Genomic DNA, 20,969 nt, shown 5'->3' with positions numbered 1-20,969 from the left:
GGTCAGGCCAGACTACATCGACCGCCGGTGGCGAGCCCGACTACAGATGCAGCTCCATCAGCGAGCCGTCGCCGGCGGGACCGCAGAGCAGGCGCCCGCCGGCGAGCGCCGCCCGGGCGCGGGCGCGCTCCAGCCAGCGCTCGTCGCCGCCGGGCAGCAGGCCGTCGCCGGGGGTGGTGACGCGCAGCAGCACCCCGCCCCCGTCGCTCACGCTCACCACCACCTCGGCCTCGGTCCCCGGGGTGGCGGCGAGGTGGCGGAGGCACTCCTCGACCACCGGCGGGAGGGCGGCGGCGGCGGCCGCGCCGACGGTCTCGGAGCCGCGCCACACCACGGTCGCGCGCAGCCGGGTGCCCAGCGCCTGGGCGCAGCGGCGCAGCGCGGCGGGGAGCGATTCGCCCGGCGCCGGCCGGAGGTCGGCAGCGCGGGCCCGCTCGCGGAGGTCCTCGGCGACGCCGGTGAGGCGCCGGCCCACCTCGAAGAGCCCGACCGCGGCCCGCTCCGGCTCGCGCAGCGCCTCGCGGCGCACCACCTCGAGGTCGAGCACCACCCCGGTGATCGCCTCGGCGGTGACCTCGAACATCTCGGTGGTGACCTGGGCGCGCTCGGCGGTGGCGCCGTCGAGCAGCCGCCCCACCAGCTCGGCGTCGGTGCGCGGTCCGCCGAGGGCCTCGGCCCAGCCGGCCACCTCGCGGCGCTGGAGCTCGATCAGCTGATGGAGGGCGCCGTCGGCGGCGATCACCTCGCGGACCCGCGCCTGGGCCTCGACCACGGCGCTGATCTCCTCGGGGCGGAGCCGCTGGAGGTTGCGGAGCACGTGGTTCCACTCGGCGGCGAGCCGCTCGAGCTCGGCGGCATTGGTGTCGACCCGGCGGCGCAGCACCTCGGCGACACCCGACAGCCAGGAGGCGTAGCCGGCGAGGGTGCCGCTCTCGCCGCCCGGGCGCGGCGGGGCGGGGATCCCCTCCGGCCAGGCCGGGGCCGGCCTGGTCTCGGCGGCGGCGCCGACGAGTGTGACTTCGGGTGGAACGGCGGTCATCGACCTCACACCAGGATCCGCGGCACCCGCGCCGAGACGGCGCAGAGCACCTCGTAGGCAACCGTACCGCCCGCATCACCCACCTCGTCGGCGCCGAGATGGCCGGACTGCCGGCCGCCGATGACGATCGCCTCGTCGCCGGGCCCGGCGCCGTCGACGGCGGACACGTCGACGCTGATCATGTCCATGCTCACCCGGCCGACGATCGGGCAGCGCACCCCCGCCACCAGCACCCGGCCGCGGTTGGACTGGGAGCGGTGGACGCCGTCCGCGTAGCCGGCGGCGACCGTCGCCAGCCGGGTGTCGCGGGTCGCGGTCCAGGCGCGGCCGTAGCCGACGGTGTCACCGGCGCGCACCGTCTTCACCTGGGTGATGCAGGCGGCGAAGGTGAGCGCCGGGCGCAGCGGCACCACCCCCGCGCACTCCGGCGGCGCATAGCCGTAGAGGGCGATGCCCGGCCGCACCAGGTCGTGGTGCATCTCCGGGAAGCGCAGGGTGGCGGCGCTGTTCGAGCAGTGGACGATCACGTCGGGGTCGACGTCGCGGGCGGCCTCGATCACCGGCAGGAAGCGCCGGTGCTGCTCGAGGGTGAAGCCGGGGTCCTCGCCGTCGGCGTCGGCGTAGTGGGTGAAGACCCCGGTGAGGCGCAGGTGGGGGCCCGCGGCGCGGATGGCACGGAGCAGCTCGTGGACGCTGCCGAGGGGGGTGCCGAGGCGGCTCATCCCGCTGTCGACCTTGAGGTGGACGCGGGCGGGGCGGCCGGTGGCCCGGGCCCGGACGCTGAGGGCCTCGACCTCGGCGAGGTCGTACACGGTGATGTCGACCCCGGCGGCGATCAGCGCGCGGTGCGACGAGGGCGGGCTCCAGCCGACGATCAGCATCGGCGCCTCGACGCCGGCGCCGCGCAGCTGCAGCGCCTCCTCGGGCGACGACACCCCGAGCCAGCGCGCCCCCCCGGCGACCATGCACCGGGCGGCGAGCACCGCGCCGTGGCCATAGCCGTTGGCCTTGACCATCGCCATCACCGCCACGTCGGGGCCGACGTGGGCGGCGAGCGCGGCGGCGTTGGCGGCGAGCGCGCCGGCGTCGATCTCCGCCCACTTCACCGGGCGGCCCTCGATCGGGCTCGGCCAGGCGGCGAGGTCGCCGCAGAGGTCGAAGCGGTCGGCGATCACGACCCGCCGCCTCCGCCGGCGGCGGCCAGCGCCCGGCGCAGCCGCTCCTGGGCGGCGGGGAGGGCCTCGACGACGTCGCCGGCCAGCGCCCCGGCCCGGCCCCGGGTGGCCTCGACGGCGGCCCCGGCCTCGGCGTGGACGGTCACCCCGGCGAGGGCGGCGTCGAAGGGCTCCAGGCCGCAGCCGATCATCGCGCCGATCAGCCCGGCGAGCACGTCGCCGGTGCCGCCGCTGGCGAGGGCGACGACCCGGTGGCCGTCGACCGCGAGCCGCCCGTCGGGCCCGGCGATCACGGTCTCGGCGCCCTTGAGCACCACCACGACACCGTGCGCGGCGGCGTAGCCCAGGGCGACGCCGATCCGGTCGGCCTGGACCTCGGCGGCCGAGGTGCCGAGCAGGCGGCCCATCTCCGCGGGGTGGGGGGTGAGCACCAGCGGCTGCCCGGAGCGGCGCCAGTCGACCCCCCGCAGCGCCGCGATGTTCAGCCCGTCGGCGTCGACCACGGTGGGGCAGGGGAGCCGCTCCAGCAGCGCCGCCACCGCGGTGACGGTGCGGGGCGCCTGGCCCAGGCCGCAGCCGGCGACGAGCACGTCGGCGGCGGGCAGGTGCTCGCGCTCCAGGACCGCCACCGAGTCCTCCCCCACCGTGCCGGCGCCGCCGTCGGGGAGGCCGTGGGCCATCACCTCGGTGCACTTCACCGCCACGATCGGGAAGAGGCTCTGGGGCACGCAGAGGCGCACCCGGCCGGCGCCGCCCCGGGCCGCGCCCATCCCCGCCAGGTAGGCGGCGCCGCTGAAGCCGTGGGCACCGGCGAGCACCGCGACGGTGCCGAAGTCGCCCTTGTGGGCGTCGGGCGACCGCGGCGGCAGCACCAGCCGCTCCGGCGGGGGCAGCGAGGGCGGCTGGTCGAGCGGGCCGGCGCAGCCGGGGGCGCCCACGGCGACGGCCACCACCAGGTCGCCCTCGTGGCTGATCGACACCGCCGGCGGCGCTCCGGCGAGGAGCCGGATGCGGGGGGCGCCGTGGTCGTCGTAGGCGACCTCGACGTCGCGGAAGGCGGGGAGCGGCGAGCGGGACGGCCCCAGCCCGCCCGAGCCGGCCAGCTTGCGGACCGCCTCCTTGGCCGCCCAGCGCGACGCCCAGCGCCGCGGAGAGCGCTCGCAGTCGCTGATCTCCGCCGCGGTGTAGGCGCGCCGGGCGAGCCCGGGGTTGCGCTCGACCGCGGCGCGGAGGCGGGCCACCGAGGCGACGTCGATGCCGACCGCGAGTGGCGTGGAGGGGGCGAGCACACCGGCGGCCCCCACTACTCCACGGTGACCGACTTCGCCAGGTTTCGCGGCTGGTCCACGTCGCAGCCGCGGAGCACGGCGATGTGGTACGCGAGCAGCTGCAGCGGGAGCACGTTGACCAGCGGGGAGAGCAGCTCCTCGCAGGCGGGCACCTCGATCACGTCGCGAGCGAGGTCGCCGTCGAAGGGGTTCTCCCCCTCGGTGACCAGGGCGATCACCGGCGCCTCGCGGGTGCGCACCTCCTCGATGTTGCTCACCGTCTTGGCCAGGGTCCGCCCCCGGGTGGCGATCGCCACCACCGGCACCTCGGGGTCGAGCAGGGCGATCGGCCCGTGCTTCAGCTCGCCCGCCGCATAGCCCTCGGCGTGGACGTAGGAGACCTCCTTCAGCTTCAGCGCCCCCTCCAGCGCCACCGGGAAGTTGATGCCCCGGCCGATGTACATCGCGTTGCGCGCGTGGGCGTACTTCCCGGCCATGTGGACGATCTGCGGCTCCACCGCCAGGGTCCGGGCGAGCAGGTCGGGCATCCCCATCAGCTCCTCGGCGAGGCGGCGGTGGCTGTCGACGTCGAGGGTGCCGCGGCTGTCGGCGAGGTGGAGGGCGAGGAGGATGCCGCAGGCCATCTGGGCGACGAAGGTCTTGGTGGCGGCCACCCCGATCTCCGGGCCCGCCTGCATGTGGATCACCCCGTCGGCCTCGAGCGCCAGCGCGCTGCCGACCACGTTGGTGATCGCCACCACGGTGGCGCCGCGGCGCTGGGCCTCGCGCACCGCCGCCAGGGTGTCGGCGGTCTCGCCCGACTGGCTGATCGCCACCACCAGGGTGCGCTCGTCGACCAGTGGGTCGCGGTAGCGGAACTCGCTGGCGGGCTCGACGTCGCAGCGGAGGCGGGCGAGGCGCTCGATCGCGTACTTGGCGACCATCCCCGCGATCCAGGCGGTGCCGCAGGCGACCACGGTGACCGCGTCGAAGGCGGCGAGCCGCTCCTCGGGGAGGCCCAGCTCGGGGAGGGTGACCAGGCCGGTCTCGCTGATCCGGTCGCGGAGCGCCGCCCGCAGCGCCACCGGCTGCTCGTGGATCTCCTTGAGCATGAAGTGCGGGTAGCCGCCCCGCTGCGCCTGCTCGGCGTCCCAGTCGACCGTGATCACCCGGGGCTCGACCGCGGTGCCGTCGAGGCTGCTCACCTCCACCCCGCCGGGACGGGCGGTGACCACCTCGCCCTCGCCGAGCAGCAGGATCCGCTTGGTGTAGGGGATCAGCGCGGTGATGTCGCTGCTGATGAAGGTCTCGCCGGCGCCGAGGCCGACCACCAGCGGTGCGTTCAGCCGCGCCCCCACGATCAGGTCGGGCTCGTCGGCGGAGAACACCACCAGCGCGTAGGCGCCCTGGACCCGGCGCAGCGCGGCCCGCACCGCGGCGGCGAGGTCGCCGCGGTAGAACTCCTCGATGAGATGCGGCACCACCTCGGTGTCGGTGTCGCTGAGGAACTCGTGGCCCCGCGCCACCAGCTCGGCGCGCAGCTCGCGGAAGTTCTCGATGATGCCGTTGTGGATGAGGTGGATCCCCCCGGTGCAGTCGCGGTGGGGATGGGCGTTCACCTCGGTGGGGCGGCCGTGGGTGGCCCAGCGGGTGTGGCCGATGCCCACCCGTCCGGCGATCTCGCCGTTCTCGGCGAGGCGGCGGGCCAGGGCCTCGACCTTGCGCTCGCTCTTCACCACGGTGGAGTGGGGGCGGTGGGGGTCGAGCACGGCGATGCCCGCGGAGTCGTAGCCGCGGTACTCCAGCCGGCGAAGGCTCTCGACGAGCACCTCGACGGCGGGACGCGGTCCGGTGTAGCCGATGATTCCGCACATACGCACCAGCGCGAACGGGGAGGGCTGTGACGAGGTTACGTCGGACGGGGGCCCGGGCAGGGGGTGCCCAGCGGCGCCTGGGTGCAGGCCGGGGCCGGCGTGCCCGGGCTGGTCGACCTGGGTGAGGCCGAGGCTGCCGGGGTCGCCGGGGTGGGCGTGATCACCGCCTCCGGGAGGGCGGTGATGAAGACGTGCACGTTGACGGTGGTCACGTCGGTCTTGAGCCCGTCGGGCACCTGGAGGGTCACCGAGAAGATCCGGTCGGAGGTCAGACCGTTCAGCGCGATCGGCGCGGTGGTGAGATGGGCCCCGTTGAGCAGGTTCTCGGGGCCGGAGAGGAGCACCGTCTGGGGGTCGACGGTGACCGCGCTCACCATGTGACCCGGGGCCACCGCACCGCTGAAGGCCGGGAGCACGGTGGACACCGCCTGTCCGTCGACCGGCGTGATCACCACCTTCACCCGCACCGTCCCCTCCCTGACGCTCACGTCGGTGAGCGGCCGGTTGCCGGCGTGCGGGTCGATGACGATGACCGGCAGGCCGTCCTGCACCAGGGTGTTGGTGCGGGTGCCGAGGTTGACGTCGACCACCGCCTGAGCGACGCCGAGCTCGCGCTGGGGCCCGACCAGCGAGACCCGGGCCGGCTCCGCCGTCGCCGAGACGATGACGTACCCCACCTGGGTGCGGCTGGTGGGACGGACCAGCACGGGAACCGTCGTCGTGCCGGTCAGGTCGACGTCGGCGGTGACGCTGCCGGGCACCTCGCTGATGTCGACGTTGGGATCGGTGTTGATCACGGTCAGGGGGAGCTGCTGGGTGCCGGTCCTGCGGATGGCGTCGAAGTTCGGGGTGGCGTGGATGCTCGAGGCCTGGAACGCGTCGACGTGCTCCCGGGTGCCGCTGATGCGCACGGTGATGTCGTCGATGGGACGGGCGAGGACGTAGTGGCCGGGCAGCTGCTGCGAGTCCTGCTGGACGTGGACGAGGATCTGGCGCGAGTCCGGCGGGTTGGCGGCGTACACCACCACGACCCACGAGGCCAGCGCCAGCAGCATCGCGAGCATCTTCACCCGCAGGTTGCGCCCCAGCCAGGGCGGCAGCTGACGGTTGCGCAGCATCGGGAGGTCGCGGAGCGGCCTCATCGCCGCGTCGCCCTCACCCCGGAGCTGCGCAGGAAGGGACGCGGGATCGGCATCCGGCTCTGGCCGGGCTCGCCGCCGAGCAGGGTGACGAGCATGTCGCGCAGCTTGACCTGGTCGAGGCCCCGGTACACCTTGGCCTCGTGGGCGACGCTGATCAGCCCGGTCTCCTCGCTGATGATCAGCACCACCGCGTCGCTCTGCAGGGTGAGGCCGAGCGCGGCGCGGTGGCGGGTGCCCATGCGTCCCACCCCCGGGATGGTGTCGGCGAGGGGCAGGACGCAGCCCGCGGCCACGATCCGCTCGTCGCGGATGATCACCGCGCCGTCGTGGAGCGGGGAGTTCGGGAAGAAGAGGGTGGCCAGCATCTCCGCGGTGGTCTCGCCGTTGATGCGCACCCCGGTGGCGGCGACGTTCTCGAGACCGGTGCCCCGCTCGAAGACGATCAGGCCGCCGGTGCGCCGCTCGCTCAGCGAGCCGGCGGCGCGGATCACCTCGTCGACCAGCCGGATGACCCCCGCGCCCCCCTGGTGGGGCAGGATCGCGCGCACCGGGGCGAGCCGGCCCACCTGGTCGAGGGCGCGGCGCAGCTCGGGCTGGAAGAGCACCACGGCGGCGATGAGGATCGCCTGGCCACCGCTGGCGAACACGTATTTCAGGAGTCGCAGGTTCAGGGCGGTGGCGATGAGGTCGACGACCAGCAGCACCACCAGGCCGACCAGCAGCTGCGCCGCCTGGGTGCCACGCACCAGCTTGAGCAGCTGGTAGAGGATGACGCCGACGATCAGCACGTCGATGACGTCGCGCCACCCCACGTTGCTCAGGAAGATGCGCAGGGTGTCGAGGAGGCTGCTCACGGGACCGCACCCGCGTACACCAGCGCGAGCAGCGCCTGCTGCACCCACATCCGGTTCTCGGCCTGGTCGAAGACGATCGACCGGGGACCGTCGAGAACCGAGTCGGTGATCTCCTCGCCGCGGTGGGCGGGCAGGCAGTGCATCACCCGCGCCCCCGGCGCGGCGCGCGCCACCAGGGCGTCGTTGACCTGGAGGTGGGCGAAGTCCTCGCGGCGGCGCTGCTGCTCGGCCTCCTGGCCCATGCTCGCCCAGACGTCGGTGTACACGATGGCGGCGCCGTCGAGCACCGGCCCGGGGTCGTGGGAGAGGAGGAAGCCGTCGTCACCGCCGCGCAGCACCGCGGCCGCCTGCAGCACCGCGGGCGGTGGCTCGTAGCCCGGGGGGCAGACCATGCGGAAGTCGATGCCGCAGAGCGCGGCGGCGTAGATCCACGAGGTGCAGACGTTGTTGCCGTCGCCGACGTAGGCGACCGACACGCCGTCGAGGCCGCCGGTGACCTCCTGCACGGTGAGCAGGTCGGCGAGCACCTGGCAGGGGTGCTCGCGGTCGGTCATCGCGTTGACCACCGGAGCGTGGGCGTTGGCGGCCATGCGCACCAGGTCGCGGTGCGAGGTGAGCCGGGCGACGATGCCGTCCAGGTAGCGGTCGAGGATGCGGCTGACGTCGGTGACCGACTCGCGCTCGCCCATCTGGATCTCCTGGGCGAAGAGCGGGATGGGATGGCCGCCGAGCCGGTGGATGGCGACCTCGAAGCTCAGCCGGGTGCGGTTGCTGGGGCGCTGGAAGATCATCGCCACGCAGCGCCCCTCCAGCGGCCGCCCCAGGTGCGCGCCGCCCTTGGCGCGCGCACCCGCCTCGAGCACCGCGTCGATGTCGGCGCGGCTGAGATCGGTGATGCTGAGCAGGTCGCGACCGGCAAGAGCGCTGTACATGGCGTGTTCCGACGAGTATATGGATGCTCGGTCGCGGCGGCCTGACATCGGTGTCTCCCGACCGACAGGACGGTCGGCCGCGCGCGTTTCCCTGCGAGGCCCTCGGGGTGCGCTACCGTGCGGCCGTGAGGATCGCGGTCGTGGTCGCGGGGGGGCTGGTCGAGACCCTGCAGGCGGCGCCGCTGCTGGGGACGCTGCGGGTCGCCGACCCCGGCTCGACGATCGTCCTGATGGCGCCGCCGTCGGTGACCCAGGTGGCCGGAGGGCTGCCCGGCCTCGACGAGGTGGTCACGCTGGCGGCGCTGGGGCCGGGGGCGCCGCGCCCCGACCAGTGGCTCGCCGCGCTGCTGGCGCTCCGCACCCGCCGGCTCGAGGCGGTGCTGCTCTGCAGCGCGCGGCTGCGCGAGCGCGCCCTCGCCTACGCCTCGGGGATCGCCCGCCGCGCCGGGCTCGACGGCGGCCCCGGCACCCTGCTGCTCACCACCCGGGTGGCCGCGGCGGCGCACGAGAACCGCGCCGAGGCCTTCCTCCGGCTCGCCGGCGCCCTCGGCGTCGAGGACCGGCTCCACCGTCCCGAGTACGACCCCGGCCCCGCGGCCCGCACCCGGGCCGAGGAGCGGCTGGTCGGCAGCGGCTTCGAGGATGGCCGCCTGCTCATCGCGGTCGCCCCCGGCGCCGGCTTCGCCGACCCCATCCCCGGCACCCCCGCCTGGGCGCTCGCGTGGGACCCGGAGCGCTTCGCCCACCTCGCCAACCAGCTCGGCGCCCGCCACGGCGCCGGTGTCGTGGTGCTCGGCACCGAGGCCGACCGCGGCGCCGCCGACCGCATGCTCGACGACGTCGAGGCCCCGGTGCTCGACCTCTGCGCCGCCCTCGCCCTCGACGAGGCGGCGGCGGTGATCGAGCGCTGCGACCTGCTGATCAGCGGCGAGTCGCCCCTCCTCCACCTCGCCGCCGCGGTGGGCACCCCGGCGATCGGCCTCTACGGCCCCACCGACGGGGCCGCCCGCGGCCCCTACGGCCCCGGCAGCCGGGTGGTCCAGGGCATCCCCGAGCCCACCTCCGGCCGCGACCCCGGCCCCCTGATGCGCCGCATCCGCGTCGACGACGTGCTCGCGGGGATCGAGCTTCCCGTGTGAGGCTCACCCTGGGCGCGGTGAGCCGGGCGACTCACCGCAGATACAGGAAGTTCCGGCGGACCAGGTCGAGGCTCTCCAGGGCGGTGCCGGCACCGCGGGCGACGCAGCCCTGGGGGTCGGCGGCGACCTCGACGCGGAGGCCGGTGGCGGCGGCGAGGTAGCGGTCGAGGCCGCGCAGCCGGGCGCCGCCACCGGTGAGCACCAGCCCGGTGCGGGTGCGGATGTCGTTGACCAGCGGCTCGGGGCAGTCGGCGAGCACCTCGTTCACCGCCGCCACCATCCCCGCGAGCGGCGCCGCCATCGCCTCCTTCACCTCGGTCGAGGAGACCACGATCTCGCCGGGGCCAGCCGGCCCCGCCACCACCAGGCGCAGGGTGCGCTCCTCGACGAGGGCGGTCGCGGAGCCGATCTCGCGCTTCGCCTCCTCGGCGGCGCCGAGATCGACGGCGACGCCGTGGAGCAGGCTGAGGTGGTCGGCGATGGCGCGGGTGAGCGCCTGGCCGCCGCCGGGCACGGAGAGCCGCGACACGATGCCGTCGAGGGCGACCACGGCGATGTCGGTGGTGCCGCCGCCGACGTCGGCGACGAGGTGCCCGATGCGGCTGCTCACCGACAGCCCGGCGCCGATCGCGGCGGCGAGCGGCGACTCGATGAGGTAGACGGTGCGTGCGCCCGCCCGGGCGGCGATCTCCATCACGGTGCGGCGGTCGCTCCCGTTCATCCCCGGCACCACCGCCACCATCACGTCGGGGCGGAAGATCCGCTGGCGGCCGACGGCTCGGGTGATGACGTGGCTCAGGAGCGCGTCCAGGGCCACGGTGTCGACCACGACCCCCTCCCGCAGCGGGCTGCGCAGCCGCGCCCCGGTGCGCCCCACCGTGCCCAGCGCCGCGGTGCCGTAGGCGATCACCCGATCGTCGCCGACCGCGGTGGCGACCATCGCGGGCTCATCGAAGGTGACGCCCTCGCCCTTCAGGTGCAGCCGCACCGCCGTGGTCCCCAGGTCGATCCCGACCTTCTTCCCGAGCATGCTGGGAATGTACTCGCTCGTGTCCCTCGTCCCTGCCGCGTGGGTGAACCGAGCAGCCCGAGCGACTAGTCCCCGATGCAGCCGCTGAGGTCGCGGACCTCGAGGCCGGCGGGGCCGACCGCGACCCGGCGGATGTCGGCGCCCAGGGCCCCGAGCTTCTGCTCGAGGCGCTCGTAGCCGCGGTCGAGGTGGTAGACGGCGTCGAGCTCGGTGATGCCATCGGCGCAGAGGCCGGCGATCACGAGGGCGGCGCCGCTGCGGATGTCGGGGACCCGGACGCAGCCGCCGCGGAGCGGCGCCGGCCCGGTGACCACCGCGCTGCGGCCGTCGACGACCACCCGGGCGCCCAGCTTGCGCAGCTCGGCGACGTGGCGGAAGCGGTTCTCGAAGACCGCCTCGCTGACGATGCTCGTGCCCTCGGCCTGGGTCATCAGCGCGACGAACTGCGACTGCAGGTCGGTGGCGAAGCCGGGGTGCGGCCAGGTGGTGACGTCGACCGGGAGCAGCGGCCCCTGGCGGCGGACGCGCACGTGGCTCGAGCCCTCGACGACCTCGCAGCCGGCGGCGCGGAGCTTGCCGATCAGCCAGCGGACGTCGCTGGGCCGCATCCGCTCGACCGAGACGTCGCCGCCGGTGGCGGCGGCGGCGACCATGTAGGTCCCCGCCTCGATGTAGTCGGTGGTGACGCTGTGGCGGGTGCCGTGGAGGAGGCCGCCCTGGCCCTCGATGACGATGAGCTCGGTGCCGGCGCCGCTGATCCGGGCGCCCATGCCGACCAGGCACCGGGCCAGGTCGACGACGTGGGGCTCGCGGGCGGCGTTGCTGATGACGGTGATGCCCTCGGCGAGCGACGCGGCCATCATCAGGTTCTCGGTGCCGGTCACCGTGGGCATGTCGAGGTCGATGCGGGCGCCGTGGAGGCGCTTCGCGCGGGCGACGAAGGTGTCGCCCTCCTCGGAGACCACCGCGCCCATGGCGCGCAGCCCCTCGAGGTGCTGCTCGACCCGGCGCATGCCGATGTCGTCGCCGCCGGGACGGGCGATGACCGCCTCGCCGGTGCGCGCCACCAGGGCGCCGAGGAGCAGGAACGAGCCGCGGAGCCGGCGGCTGAGGTTGGCGGCGACCGTGGAGCCGGTCACCGAGCCGGCGCGGAGGCGCCAGTGCGCGGGAGCGGGGCGCTCGACCTCGACACCGAGGTGGCGGAGCATCGCGCCCATGGTCTCGATGTCCTCGATGTCGGGGACGTTGACCAGGTCGACGGGCTCGTCGGTGAGCAGGGCCGCCGCCATCACCGGAAGCGTGGCGTTCTTACTGCCCGAGGTGGGAACAACGCCCTCGAGGGGACGTCCACCGGCGATGCGCAGGAGTTCCATGCGGTATCAGAGTATCCGAGTGGAGCGTTGTTATGTTCTGACGGGCCTGAACCGTTCGGTGCATCACCGACCGGCGCCGGTCGCTCGGGCCTGGGGGTACAACGGGGAACCGGGCTCCGATGTTTCACCGGCCGAACAGATGGCCGTCAGCAACCGTCAGCCGTCGCCTCGAGGGGTGCCCGGAGGAGACGGCCCCGAGCTCGTCCCGGTGCAGGAGGGAGCTCGGAGGGCCGGTCTCCGGAGGAAGGGGGTGCCCCGAGTCTAGGCGGCCGCGGCGGCACTCCCCCGCCCCGTGGCCGGCCCGTCACGCGTCCCTGACGCGGGCGTGGCGCTGGGTGCGTCAGGCACCTATGTGGCCGCTGCCTGCATCGACGCGGCGGGGCGCAGCTGTCAGGCTCCGGGCTTCATGGCAGGGGCAGGTCCCCACGACGGGAGGAAGGACATGGCGGGAGGCCTCGAGGACGCCATCACCACCGGAGAGGCGGCGAAGCTCTGCGGGCTGTCGCGGTCGACGCTCCGCCGCGCCGTCGCCGCCGGCCAGCTCAGCGCCTGGCGCACCCCGGGCCAGCACCTGCGCTTCACCCGGCAGGCGTGCATCGACTTCCTCCGCGCAACCGGCGCGGCCGAGCTCGCCGGACGGGTGGAGCACCGCCGCAGCCCGGCGGCCGCCGACGGGGTCACCGCCGGCGCGACCCGGGCCGACTGAGGGCCCTACTCCACGTGCGCCGTGGGCGGTGGGTCGCGCCGGTGGCGCCGGCGCACCTCGGCGACCCGCAGCCGCATCACCGCCCGCTCCAGGGCGAGCGCGGCGGCGGCGGGGTCGACGCCCTCGGGCTTCTCCTCGAGCAGCTGCTGGGCCCGCTTCCGCGCCTCCTCGGCGCGGGCCTCGTCGATGTCCTCGGCACGCTCGGCGGCGTCGGCGAGGATCACCACCTTGTCGGGCAGCACCTCGAGGAAGCCGCCGGCGACGAAGATGTACTCGTCCTGGCCGTCGTTGCGCACCGTCACCTCGCCGGGGCGGAGCGGGGTGAGCAGGGGGATGTGCTTGGGGAGCACGCCGAGCTCGCCCTCGATGCCGGGCGCGACCACGAAGTCCGCCTCCCGGCTGAGCAGCCGCCCCTCGGCGGTGACCAGCTCCACCTGCAGCTTGGCCATCAGGCCTTCGTGTCCTTCTTCTCGCCCGTCTTCTCGCCCTTCTCGTCCTTCTTCCCGGCCTTGTCGGCGGCGTCCTTCCGCTCGTCGTCGCCGGCCATGCCCCTGGCCTTCTCCACCGCCTCGTCGATGGTGCCGACCATGTAGAAGGCCTGCTCGGGAAGCTCGTCGTGCTTGCCGTCGAGGATCTCGGCGAAGCCGCGGACGGTCTCCTCGAGCTTCACGTACTGGCCGGGCCGGCCGGTGAACACCTCGGCGACGAAGAAGGGCTGGGAGAGGAAGTTCTGGATGCGCCGCGCCCGGGCCACGGTGAGCTTCTGGTCCTCCGAGAGCTCCTCCTGACCGAGGATGGCGATGATGTCCTGCAGCTCCTTGTACTGCTGCAGGATCCGCTTCACCCCCTGGGCGACGCGGTAGTGCTCCTCGCCGACGATCCGCGGCTCGAGCACCCGGCTGAAGGAGTCGAGGGGGTCGACCGCGGGGTAGATGCCGAGCTCGGAGATGGAGCGGCTCAGCGACACGGTGGCGCCGAGGTGGGCGAAGGTGGTGGCCACCGCCGGGTCGGTGAAGTCGTCCGCGGGCACGTACACCGCCTGCACCGAGGTGATCGACCCCTTGTGGGTCGACGTGATCCGCTCCTGGAGGTCGCCCATCTCGGTGCCGAGGGTGGGCTGGTAACCGACCGCGCTGGGCATGCGGCCGAGCAGCGCCGACACCTCGGCGCCCGCCAGGGTGTACCGGAAGATGTTGTCGATGAAGAGCAGGGTGTCCGCGCCCAGCTCGTCGCGGAAGTACTCGGCGAGGGTGAGGCCGGTGAGCGCCACCCGGGCGCGCGCCCCCGGCGGCTCGTTCATCTGGCCGAAGACCAGCGCGGTCTGCTCGAGGACCCCGGAGTCCTCCATCTCGCCGTAGAGGTCGCGGCCCTCACGGGTGCGCTCACCGACGCCGGCGAACACCGAGTAGCCCGCGTGCTCCTTGGCGATGTTGCGGATCATCTCCTGGACGATGACCGTCTTGCCGACCCCGGCGCCGCCGAAGAGGCCGATCTTCGAGCCCTTCGAGAACGTGCAGACCAGGTCGATGACCTTGATGCCGGTCTCGAGGATCTGGGTGCCGGTCTCCTGCTCGGCGACCGACGGCGGGCGGCGGTGGATCGGCCACCACGCGGTGGGCTCGACCTGGTCCTTGCCGTCGATCGGCTCGCCGATGACGTTGAACATCCGCCCCAGGGTCTCCTTCCCCACCGGGACCCGGATGGGAGCGCCGGTGTCGCGCACCTGGACGCCGCGCTGCAGCCCCTCGGTGGTGTCCATCGCGATGGTGCGCAGCATGCCGTTGCCGAGGTTCTGCTGCACCTCGAGGACCAGCCGGCTGCCCTCGCGGACGACCTCGAGGGCGGTGAGGATGTCGGGGACGCGGTCGCCCTTGAACTCGACGTCGACGACGGGGCCGATGACCTGCGCCACCCGCCCCATCTGGGCGTGGCCGTTGGTCTGCTCCTGCGAATCGACCGGGATCCCGATTGCCATGTGGTGATGGACTCCTGATGGGGGGCTCTCAGCCCTCGAGAGCGGCGGCGCCGCTGACGATCTCCATGAGCTCGGTGGTGATGGTGCTCTGCCGCACCTTGTTGGCGGTGAGGGTGAGGTCGCCGATCAGATCCTCGGCGTTGTCGCTGGCGTTGCGCATCGCCTGCATCCGCGCCGCCTGCTCGCTGGCGGCGTTCTCCAGCACCGCCCGGTAGACCTGGCCCTCGACGTAGCGGGGCAGCAGGGCGTCGAGCACGTCCTTGGGATCGGGTTCGTAGAGGAAGTCGGCCTGGATCTTGGGAGCGTCATCGGGCGGCTCCACGGGGATGAGCCGGGTCAGCGTCGCCAGCTGCCGACCGGTGCTGACGAAGCGGGCGTAGACGAGGTCGACCTGGTCGGCCTCGCCGTCCACGTAGGCGTCGACCGCCACCCGCACCGCGGGGAGCACGTCGCCCATGGTGGGGCGATCGCCGAGCATGCTCACGTCGGCGATCAGCTCCTTGCGGAGCCGGCGCATCAGGTCGCGGCCCTTGCGGCCGATGGTGACGACCCCGACCGGAACTCCCGCGCTGTTGATCTCGCGCACCGCCAGCCGGACGTTGTTGGAGTTGAGGCCGCCGACCTGACCGCGGTCGGTGGTCACCAGGATCAGCACCCGGCGGTGCACCTCGCGGGGCACCAGCATCGGGTGCTTGTACTCGGGGTTGCGCCGCATCAGCTCGACCATGATGCTGGACAGCTCGTCGGCGTAGGGGCGCGCCGCGATGACGCGCTCCTGCGCCCGCCGCATCTTCGACGCGGCGACCAGCTCCATCGCCTTGGTGATCTTCTTGGTGTTCTGGACGCTGCGGATGCGACGCCGGACGTCGCGCAGGCTGGGCATCGGTCAGACCGTCCTCACCCGGCGAAGCCCTTCTTGAACTCCTCGACCGCGGCGCGCAGCGCCTTCTCCGTCTCGTCGGTGATGCGCTTGTTCTCCTCGATGTCCTTCTCGAGCTCGGCATGGTTCTGGTCCATCCAGCGCAGCAGCGAGCGCTCGAACTCGGAGACCCGGTCGATGGGGACGTCGTCGAGGTAGCCGCGGGTGCCGGCGAAGATCGCGATCACCTGCTTGGCGAACGGGATCGGCTCGTACTGCGGCTGCTTGAGCAGCTCGGTCATCCGCTGGCCGCGCTCGAGCTGCTGCCGGGTGGCGCGATCGAGGTCGGAGGCGAACTGCGAGAAGGCGGCGAGGGCCCGGTACTGGGCCATGTCGAGGCGGAGCTGGCCGGCGACCTGCTTCATCGCCTTGGTCTGGGCGTCGCCGCCGACGCGGGAGACCGAGATGCCGACGTTGATGGCCGGCCGGACGCCGGCGTTGAAGAGGTCCGACTCCAGGTAGATCTGGCCGTCGGTGATGGAGATGACGTTGGTGGGGATGTAGGCGGAGACGTCGTTGGCCTGGGTCTCGATCACCGGCAGCGCGGTGAGCGTCCCCCCGCCCTCGGAGTCGGCCATGCGCGCGGCCCGCTCCAGCAGGCGCGAGTGCAGGTAGAAGACGTCGCCGGGGTAGGCCTCGCGAGACGGCGGGCGGCGGAGCAGCAGCGAGAGCTGACGGTAGGCCTGGGCGTGCTTGCTGAGGTCGTCGTAGACGATCAGCGCGTGCCGGCCGTTGTTCATGAAGTACTCGCCCATCGCGCAGCCGGCGAAGGGGGCGAGGAACTGCATCGCGGCGGGGTCGGCGGCGGTCGCCGCCACGATGATGGTGTGCTCCATGGCGCCGTTCTCCTGCAGCGTCGCCGCCACCTGGGCGACCGTCGAGGAGCGCTGGCCGACGGCGACGTAGATGCAGATGACCCCGGTGCCCTTCTGGTTGATGATGGCGTCGAGGGCGACCGCGGTCTTGCCGGTCTGGCGGTCACCGATGATCAGCTCGCGCTGGCCGCGGCCGATCGGGATCATGGCGTCGATCGCCTTGATGCCGGTCTGCAGCGGGGTGTCGACACGCTGCCGGTAGATGACGCCCGGCGCCACCCGCTCGACCGGCAGGAAGTCCGAGGTCTCGATCGGGCCCTTGCCGTCGAGCTCCTGGCCGACCGCGTTGACGATCCGGCCCACCAGCTCCTCGCCGACCGGAACCTGGGCGACCCGGCCGGTGGTCCGGACCGTGTCCCCCTCCTGGAGGTGCTCGTACGGGCCCATGATCGCGGCGCCGACACCGTCCTCACGGAGGTCGAGGGCCAGACCCACGATGGGCTGCCCTCCGTCCGGTGCGGGGAACTCGAGGAGCTCGCCCGCCATCGCCTTCTCGAGGCCGTAGATGCGGACGATGCCGTCACCCACCGAGGTGATCACGCCCTCATTGGCATCGACCACCGGGGCCTCGAAGCTGGCGATGCGCTTCCTCAGGATCTCGCCGATCTCGTCACTGCGGATTGCCATCAGTTGTCGCTCTCGTCCTTGTGGTGCGGGTGCCTGCGCCCCCGGGTGCGGTGGGTCAGGCGAGCGCGGCCCGCAGCTGCTGCAACCGGGTGCGCAGGCTGCCGTCGATGACGCGGTCGCCGATTCTGATGATGAGTCCCCCGAGGATCGAGGGGTCCTGCCGGACGGTGGTCTGGATGCGGCCGCCGAGCCGCTGGCCCAGCGTATCCGCGATGTGCTCCTCGAGGTCGTGGTCGACGGGCACGGCGGCGGTCACCTCGGCGCGGATGATCCCGGACTGGGCGTCCGCGAGCGCGCGGTAGCGGTCCAGCACCGCGCGCAGGATGTTGCTGCGACCGCGCTCGACGAGCAGCCGCACCAGGTTGCGGACGGGCTGGTCGAGCCCGTCGAGCAGGTCCATGACCAGGCGGACGCGGTCGGCCTGGGACACCCGGGGGTTGCGCATCGCCTCGGCGACCGCCGGGTGCTCCAGCATCTCCACCGCGCGGGCCAGCTCATCGCCCCACTCGGCCACCTTGCCCGCCTCGCGGGCGAGCTGGAAGTAGGCCTCGGCATAACGCCGGGCGAGCATGTCGGAGGCCATTCCCTACGACCCCGGGGTGACCTGCCGCAGCGACTCCTCGATGAGCCGTGCGTGGGTCTTCTCGTCGATGGCGGCGCCGAGCACCTTGCCGGCGGCGTCGACCACCAGGGCGCTGACCTGGGCGCGCAGCTCCTGCACCGCCCGGTCCTTCTCCGCCTGGATGTCCCCGCGCGCCTTCTCGACCTGCGCCTCGGCGTCGCGGCGTGCCTTGTTGCGGAGCTCCTCGGCCTCGGCGGCGGCCTCCTGGTGGGCGCGGTTGATCATCTCCCGCGCCTGGGCGCGCGCCTCGGCGAGGGTGGCCTCGACGTCCTTCTGGACCGCCTGGAGGCGCTTCTCGGCCTCCTGGGCGGCCTTGACGCCCTCCTCGATCTGCCTCTGCCGCGCCTCGGCGGCGCGCATGATCGGCGGATAGGCGTACTTGCCGAGGATGCCGAGCATGATCACGAAGGCGATCAGCTCGGCGACGAAGGTGCCGTTGACGTCGAGCAGGCCCGACGTGACTGCGGGGGGTGTGAGGGCGAGCACCGGCGACCCTACGCTGCGAACTTCTCGGCGATGGAGGTGATGAAGTAGAACGCCAGCGCGAGGTTGATGAAGTACATCGCCTCGCAGAGGCCGATGATCAGGAACATCGTGACCTGCAGCTGGCCGCGCGCCTCGGGCTGGCGGGCCATTCCCTGGATGGTGGCGTTGCCGGCGAGACCGTCGCCGATGGCGGCGCCGATCGCGCCCCCACCCAGCGCCAGGCCCGAGCCCACCAGGGCACCGGCGACGGCGACGGCATGGTTGATGTTGTTGGGGTCGGCCATTGGTCGCTCCTCAGATGGTCAGGCGGCTGTGGGCTGGGAGTGGGCGGCGCCGTGGTGCTCATCCTCCTCGAGCCCCTCCCGCGCCTGTCCGAAGTAGATGACGGTCAGCAGCATGAAGATGAAGGCCTGGATGGTCCCGACGAAGAAGACGTCGAAGAACTTCCAGACGATCAGCAGCGCGACGCCGAAGACGCCGAAGAAGACGTGCGACAGGGCGGCGGCGCCGGCCCCGTAGAGCTGTCCCAGCAGGTACACCATCACCACCCCGGCGAAGATGTTGCCGAACAGTCGGAGGGAGAGGGTCACCGGCTTCACCAGCTCCTCGATGAGGTTGAGCGGGATGAAGACGATCCTCACCGCGAGGGGCATCTCGAACGGCTTGGTGAACTTGCGCAGGAACCCGCGCAGGCCGAGCACGCGCAGGCTGTACAGCTGGGACGCCAGGAACACCAGGACGCCCATCGCCGCCGTCTGGTTGACGTCGGAGGCGGCCGGCTCGATCGGGTTGGTGAGGGGGAGGAAGTCGAGCCAGTTGGCGACCAGGATGTAGAAGCCGATGGTGGCCGCGAGGGGGATGATGAAGTCCGTCCCCTCCCGGCTGACGGTGTCGCCGACCAGGTTGCGCACGTAGTCGAGGAAGAGCTCGAACAGCAGCTGCACCTTGTTCGGCCGGTCGCTCCGCACCTTCGACGCCACCCACAGGCCGAACGCGATGGTGATGACGATGGCGATGGCGCTGGAGATCAGGGTCTGGTAGTTGATGTTGCAGAAGCTCGAGCCGCAGAGGCTGACCGCCTCGTGGCCGCTCGGCGCCTCGCTGGCGAGGATGGTCATCGGCGGGTCATCTCCACGGCGGCGGTGACCGCGCTCACCATCTGGGCGGCGGCCACTCCGAGCACCAGCAGCCAGGCCCGGCTCACGCCCACCGCGAAGCCGGCGGCGATCACCACCGCGGTGAACACTCCGAGACGGGTCATGCTGGTCGCGCCCGGGTTCAGCCCCAGCCGCAGCAGCAGCTGCACCACCAGCGGGTTGACGGCGCCGATGAGCAGCCCGAGCCCGACCACGGCGCCGCCCGCGGGCTGTCCCACGGCGAGGCCGGCGAGCACGCACAGCACCGCGGCGCCGGCGCAGACGATGCTGCCGGCGCGCACCATGCGTGTGGTCTCCAATGTCGCGCTTCGACCCATCACAGGTAGCGTCTGAACCTCAGGAAGAATCCGGAAAACCCTGCAACGATACCAACAAGGAGCCCGAGCCCGAGCCCGACCGGGGTGCTGTGCAGCCGGTCATCGATACGAAGCCCGATGAACAGAGGGATCACCACCGCCAGGCACAGGTAGAGGCCCATGCCGGCGAGCTCGGCACCCGACGGCGCCGCCGGGCGCTTCAGTCGGCCTCGCCGCCGCGGCGGGCGCGGGTGGGCACCGCGGCCCCTCGGGAGAGGAACGGGCGCCGGTCACCCTCGGGGGTGCGCCGGCGGCTCCGCCACAGCAGCATGACCAGCGCCACCACCAGCAGCACCGCCGCGATGGCGAGCACCTTGCGGTGGCCGAAGATGCCGAGAGCGATGCAGCCGAGGATGGTGGTCGCCAGGTAGAAGGCGAGGGCGGTCTCGCGCTGGCTGAGCCCGAGCGCGAGCAGACGGTGGTGGAGGTGGCCGGCGTCCGGCGCGGCGATGCCGGTGCCCGCCCGCCGCCGCCGCACGATTGCGAAGGCGGTGTCGCCGATGGGCAGGCCGAGGCTCACCAATGGCACGAGGATGGTCAGGGCCACCGCCACCTTGGCGGTGCCGAGCACCGTGATCGTTCCCACCGCGACCCCCAGGAAGTGGCTCCCGGAGTCGCCCATGAAGGCCCGTGCCGGGGCCATGTTCCAGTAGAGGAAGCCGAAGCAGCAGCCCATCAGCGCGCCGCTCATCACGATGACCCCGTTCTGGACCCCGTTCTCCGGCCCCCCCAGCCGGTTGATGGCGGCGAGCAGGAGCACCCCCGCGACGATGGCGACCACCCCGCTGGCGACGCCGTCGGCGCCGTCGAGCAGGTTGATCGACACCTGCATGCCCACCAGCCAGACCACCGTGACCGGGACGGCGAGCAGGCCGAGGTCGAGGATGCCCCCGGGGTGGGACCGGAATCCGAAGAAGGTGATGGTGATGCCGAGGACGGCGACCATGATCCCCGCCCCCATCTCGATCAGCAGCTTCGACCAGGCGGGGAGCCGGAGCACGTCGTCGACCGCCATCGCCACCGTGATCGCCGCGGTGACCGCCACCACCTGCCAGCGCTCCGGCACCCCCGAGCCGAACACGGCGACGGCGACGGCGAAGCCGGCGAACATGGCGATGCCGCCGAGCCGCGGGGTCGGCCGGCTGTGGATGCGCCGCTCGGCGTCGGGGCGGTCGACCGCCCCCACCCGCCGCGCCAGCCACATGCTCGGCGGCACCGCCGCGCAGGTGACCGCCGAGGCGAGCAGGAAGGGCAGGAGGGCCGGGTACCAGGGGGCGCTCTGGAGGTCGGCGATCACCGGCCGCGGCTCACGGAGCGGAGCGGTAGGCGAGCGGGAAGCGGCGGCAGAGCGCCCGGCTGCGCTCCCGCACCGACGCCCGCACGGCGGCGTCGTCGAAGCCACCGAGCATGGTGGCGACGA

General features: G+C 73.2%; 22 protein-coding genes. 2 read left to right on the top strand and 20 right to left on the bottom strand.

Annotated features, from left to right (window positions below):
- Positions 1 to 40: 40 nt before the first annotated feature.
- Genes VGL20_09560 through argF form a run of 7 tightly spaced genes read right to left on the bottom strand, consistent with a single transcriptional unit; the run spans position 41 to position 8,284 of the window.
- Positions 41 to 1,039: a hypothetical protein gene (locus tag VGL20_09560; GenBank protein ID HEY2703924.1), complete on the bottom strand. Its 999-nt coding sequence runs from the start codon at positions 1,037 to 1,039 to the stop codon at positions 41 to 43.
- Positions 1,040 to 1,044: 5 nt separating this feature from the next.
- Positions 1,045 to 2,214: an alanine racemase gene (alr, locus tag VGL20_09555; GenBank protein ID HEY2703923.1), complete on the bottom strand. Its 1,170-nt coding sequence runs from the start codon at positions 2,212 to 2,214 to the stop codon at positions 1,045 to 1,047.
- Positions 2,211 to 3,518, bottom strand: coding sequence for an NAD(P)H-hydrate dehydratase (locus VGL20_09550; protein HEY2703922.1), 1,308 nt, complete (start codon positions 3,516 to 3,518; stop codon positions 2,211 to 2,213). The genes alr and VGL20_09550 overlap by 4 nt, the downstream gene beginning before the upstream one ends.
- Entirely contained in the window at positions 3,518 to 5,356 is a 1,839-nt protein-coding gene (glmS, locus tag VGL20_09545; protein HEY2703921.1) for a glutamine--fructose-6-phosphate transaminase (isomerizing), read from the bottom strand. The genes VGL20_09550 and glmS overlap by 1 nt, the downstream gene beginning before the upstream one ends.
- A 35-nt stretch (positions 5,357 to 5,391) precedes the next feature.
- Positions 5,392 to 6,498, bottom strand: coding sequence for a CdaR family protein (locus VGL20_09540; GenBank protein HEY2703920.1), 1,107 nt, complete (start codon positions 6,496 to 6,498; stop codon positions 5,392 to 5,394).
- The gene (cdaA, locus tag VGL20_09535) at positions 6,495 to 7,352 is read right to left on the bottom strand and encodes a diadenylate cyclase CdaA (GenBank protein ID HEY2703919.1); all 858 of its coding nucleotides are present in this window, start codon (positions 7,350 to 7,352) and stop codon (positions 6,495 to 6,497) included. The genes VGL20_09540 and cdaA overlap by 4 nt, the downstream gene beginning before the upstream one ends.
- Positions 7,349 to 8,284 (bottom strand): ornithine carbamoyltransferase, encoded by a 936-nt coding sequence (gene argF / locus VGL20_09530; protein HEY2703918.1) that lies wholly within the window; start codon positions 8,282 to 8,284, stop codon positions 7,349 to 7,351. The genes cdaA and argF overlap by 4 nt, the downstream gene beginning before the upstream one ends.
- Before the next feature lie 125 nt (positions 8,285 to 8,409).
- Between argF and VGL20_09525 the strand changes: the two genes are divergently transcribed.
- On the top strand, positions 8,410 to 9,423 hold the full coding sequence (locus VGL20_09525; GenBank protein ID HEY2703917.1) for a glycosyltransferase family 9 protein: 1,014 nt from the start codon (positions 8,410 to 8,412) through the stop codon (positions 9,421 to 9,423).
- Between the two features lie 31 nt (positions 9,424 to 9,454).
- Here VGL20_09525 and VGL20_09520 read toward each other — a convergent pair whose 3' ends face one another.
- Both VGL20_09520 and murA read right to left on the bottom strand, forming a co-directional pair.
- Positions 9,455 to 10,453 carry a rod shape-determining protein gene (locus VGL20_09520; protein HEY2703916.1) on the bottom strand — a complete coding sequence of 333 codons (999 nt, stop codon included), beginning with the start codon at positions 10,451 to 10,453 and terminating at the stop codon, positions 9,455 to 9,457.
- Between the two features lie 65 nt (positions 10,454 to 10,518).
- A complete protein-coding gene (gene murA, locus VGL20_09515) occupies positions 10,519 to 11,826 on the bottom strand; it encodes a UDP-N-acetylglucosamine 1-carboxyvinyltransferase (protein HEY2703915.1) in 1,308 nt (435 codons plus the stop codon).
- 442 nt (positions 11,827 to 12,268) lie between these two features.
- Between murA and VGL20_09510 the strand changes: the two genes are divergently transcribed.
- On the top strand, positions 12,269 to 12,532 hold the full coding sequence (locus VGL20_09510) for an excisionase family DNA-binding protein (protein ID HEY2703914.1): 264 nt from the start codon (positions 12,269 to 12,271) through the stop codon (positions 12,530 to 12,532).
- Positions 12,533 to 12,537: 5 nt separating this feature from the next.
- Here the strand turns inward: VGL20_09510 and VGL20_09505 are convergent, their stop codons facing one another.
- Genes VGL20_09505 through VGL20_09455 form a run of 11 tightly spaced genes read right to left on the bottom strand, consistent with a single transcriptional unit; the run spans position 12,538 to position 20,846 of the window.
- The gene (locus tag VGL20_09505; protein HEY2703913.1) at positions 12,538 to 12,981 is read right to left on the bottom strand and encodes a F0F1 ATP synthase subunit epsilon; all 444 of its coding nucleotides are present in this window, start codon (positions 12,979 to 12,981) and stop codon (positions 12,538 to 12,540) included.
- On the bottom strand, positions 12,981 to 14,507 hold the full coding sequence (gene atpD / locus VGL20_09500; GenBank protein ID HEY2703912.1) for a F0F1 ATP synthase subunit beta: 1,527 nt from the start codon (positions 14,505 to 14,507) through the stop codon (positions 12,981 to 12,983). The genes VGL20_09505 and atpD overlap by 1 nt, the downstream gene beginning before the upstream one ends.
- A 28-nt stretch (positions 14,508 to 14,535) precedes the next feature.
- Positions 14,536 to 15,390, bottom strand: a complete 855-nt coding sequence (gene atpG / locus VGL20_09495; protein ID HEY2703911.1) for an ATP synthase F1 subunit gamma — start codon at positions 15,388 to 15,390, stop codon at positions 14,536 to 14,538.
- Positions 15,391 to 15,404: 14 nt separating this feature from the next.
- Positions 15,405 to 16,928, bottom strand: a complete 1,524-nt coding sequence (gene atpA, locus VGL20_09490; GenBank protein ID HEY2703910.1) for a F0F1 ATP synthase subunit alpha — start codon at positions 16,926 to 16,928, stop codon at positions 15,405 to 15,407.
- Positions 16,929 to 16,983: 55 nt separating this feature from the next.
- A complete protein-coding gene (locus tag VGL20_09485) occupies positions 16,984 to 17,511 on the bottom strand; it encodes a F0F1 ATP synthase subunit delta (GenBank protein ID HEY2703909.1) in 528 nt (175 codons plus the stop codon).
- Between the two features lie 3 nt (positions 17,512 to 17,514).
- Complete coding sequence (gene atpF / locus VGL20_09480) at positions 17,515 to 18,036, bottom strand: F0F1 ATP synthase subunit B (protein ID HEY2703908.1); 522 nt, start codon at positions 18,034 to 18,036, stop codon at positions 17,515 to 17,517.
- A gap of 8 nt (positions 18,037 to 18,044) precedes the next feature.
- Complete coding sequence (atpE, locus tag VGL20_09475) at positions 18,045 to 18,320, bottom strand: F0F1 ATP synthase subunit C (GenBank protein ID HEY2703907.1); 276 nt, start codon at positions 18,318 to 18,320, stop codon at positions 18,045 to 18,047.
- 18 nt (positions 18,321 to 18,338) lie between these two features.
- Entirely contained in the window at positions 18,339 to 19,154 is an 816-nt protein-coding gene (gene atpB, locus VGL20_09470; GenBank protein HEY2703906.1) for a F0F1 ATP synthase subunit A, read from the bottom strand.
- Positions 19,151 to 19,492, bottom strand: coding sequence for a hypothetical protein (locus tag VGL20_09465; protein ID HEY2703905.1), 342 nt, complete (start codon positions 19,490 to 19,492; stop codon positions 19,151 to 19,153). The genes atpB and VGL20_09465 overlap by 4 nt, the downstream gene beginning before the upstream one ends.
- A gap of 17 nt (positions 19,493 to 19,509) precedes the next feature.
- Entirely contained in the window at positions 19,510 to 19,671 is a 162-nt protein-coding gene (locus VGL20_09460; GenBank protein ID HEY2703904.1) for an AtpZ/AtpI family protein, read from the bottom strand.
- Between the two features lie 38 nt (positions 19,672 to 19,709).
- A complete protein-coding gene (locus VGL20_09455) occupies positions 19,710 to 20,846 on the bottom strand; it encodes an MraY family glycosyltransferase (protein HEY2703903.1) in 1,137 nt (378 codons plus the stop codon).
- Positions 20,847 to 20,969: the final 123 nt, after the last annotated feature.

Source organism: Candidatus Dormiibacterota bacterium (assembly GCA_036495095.1).
Lineage (GTDB): Bacteria > Chloroflexota > Dormibacteria > Aeolococcales > Aeolococcaceae > CF-96.
The sequence above is the reverse complement of the archived record's forward strand: the minus strand, read 5'-3'. Positions and strand labels throughout refer to the sequence as shown.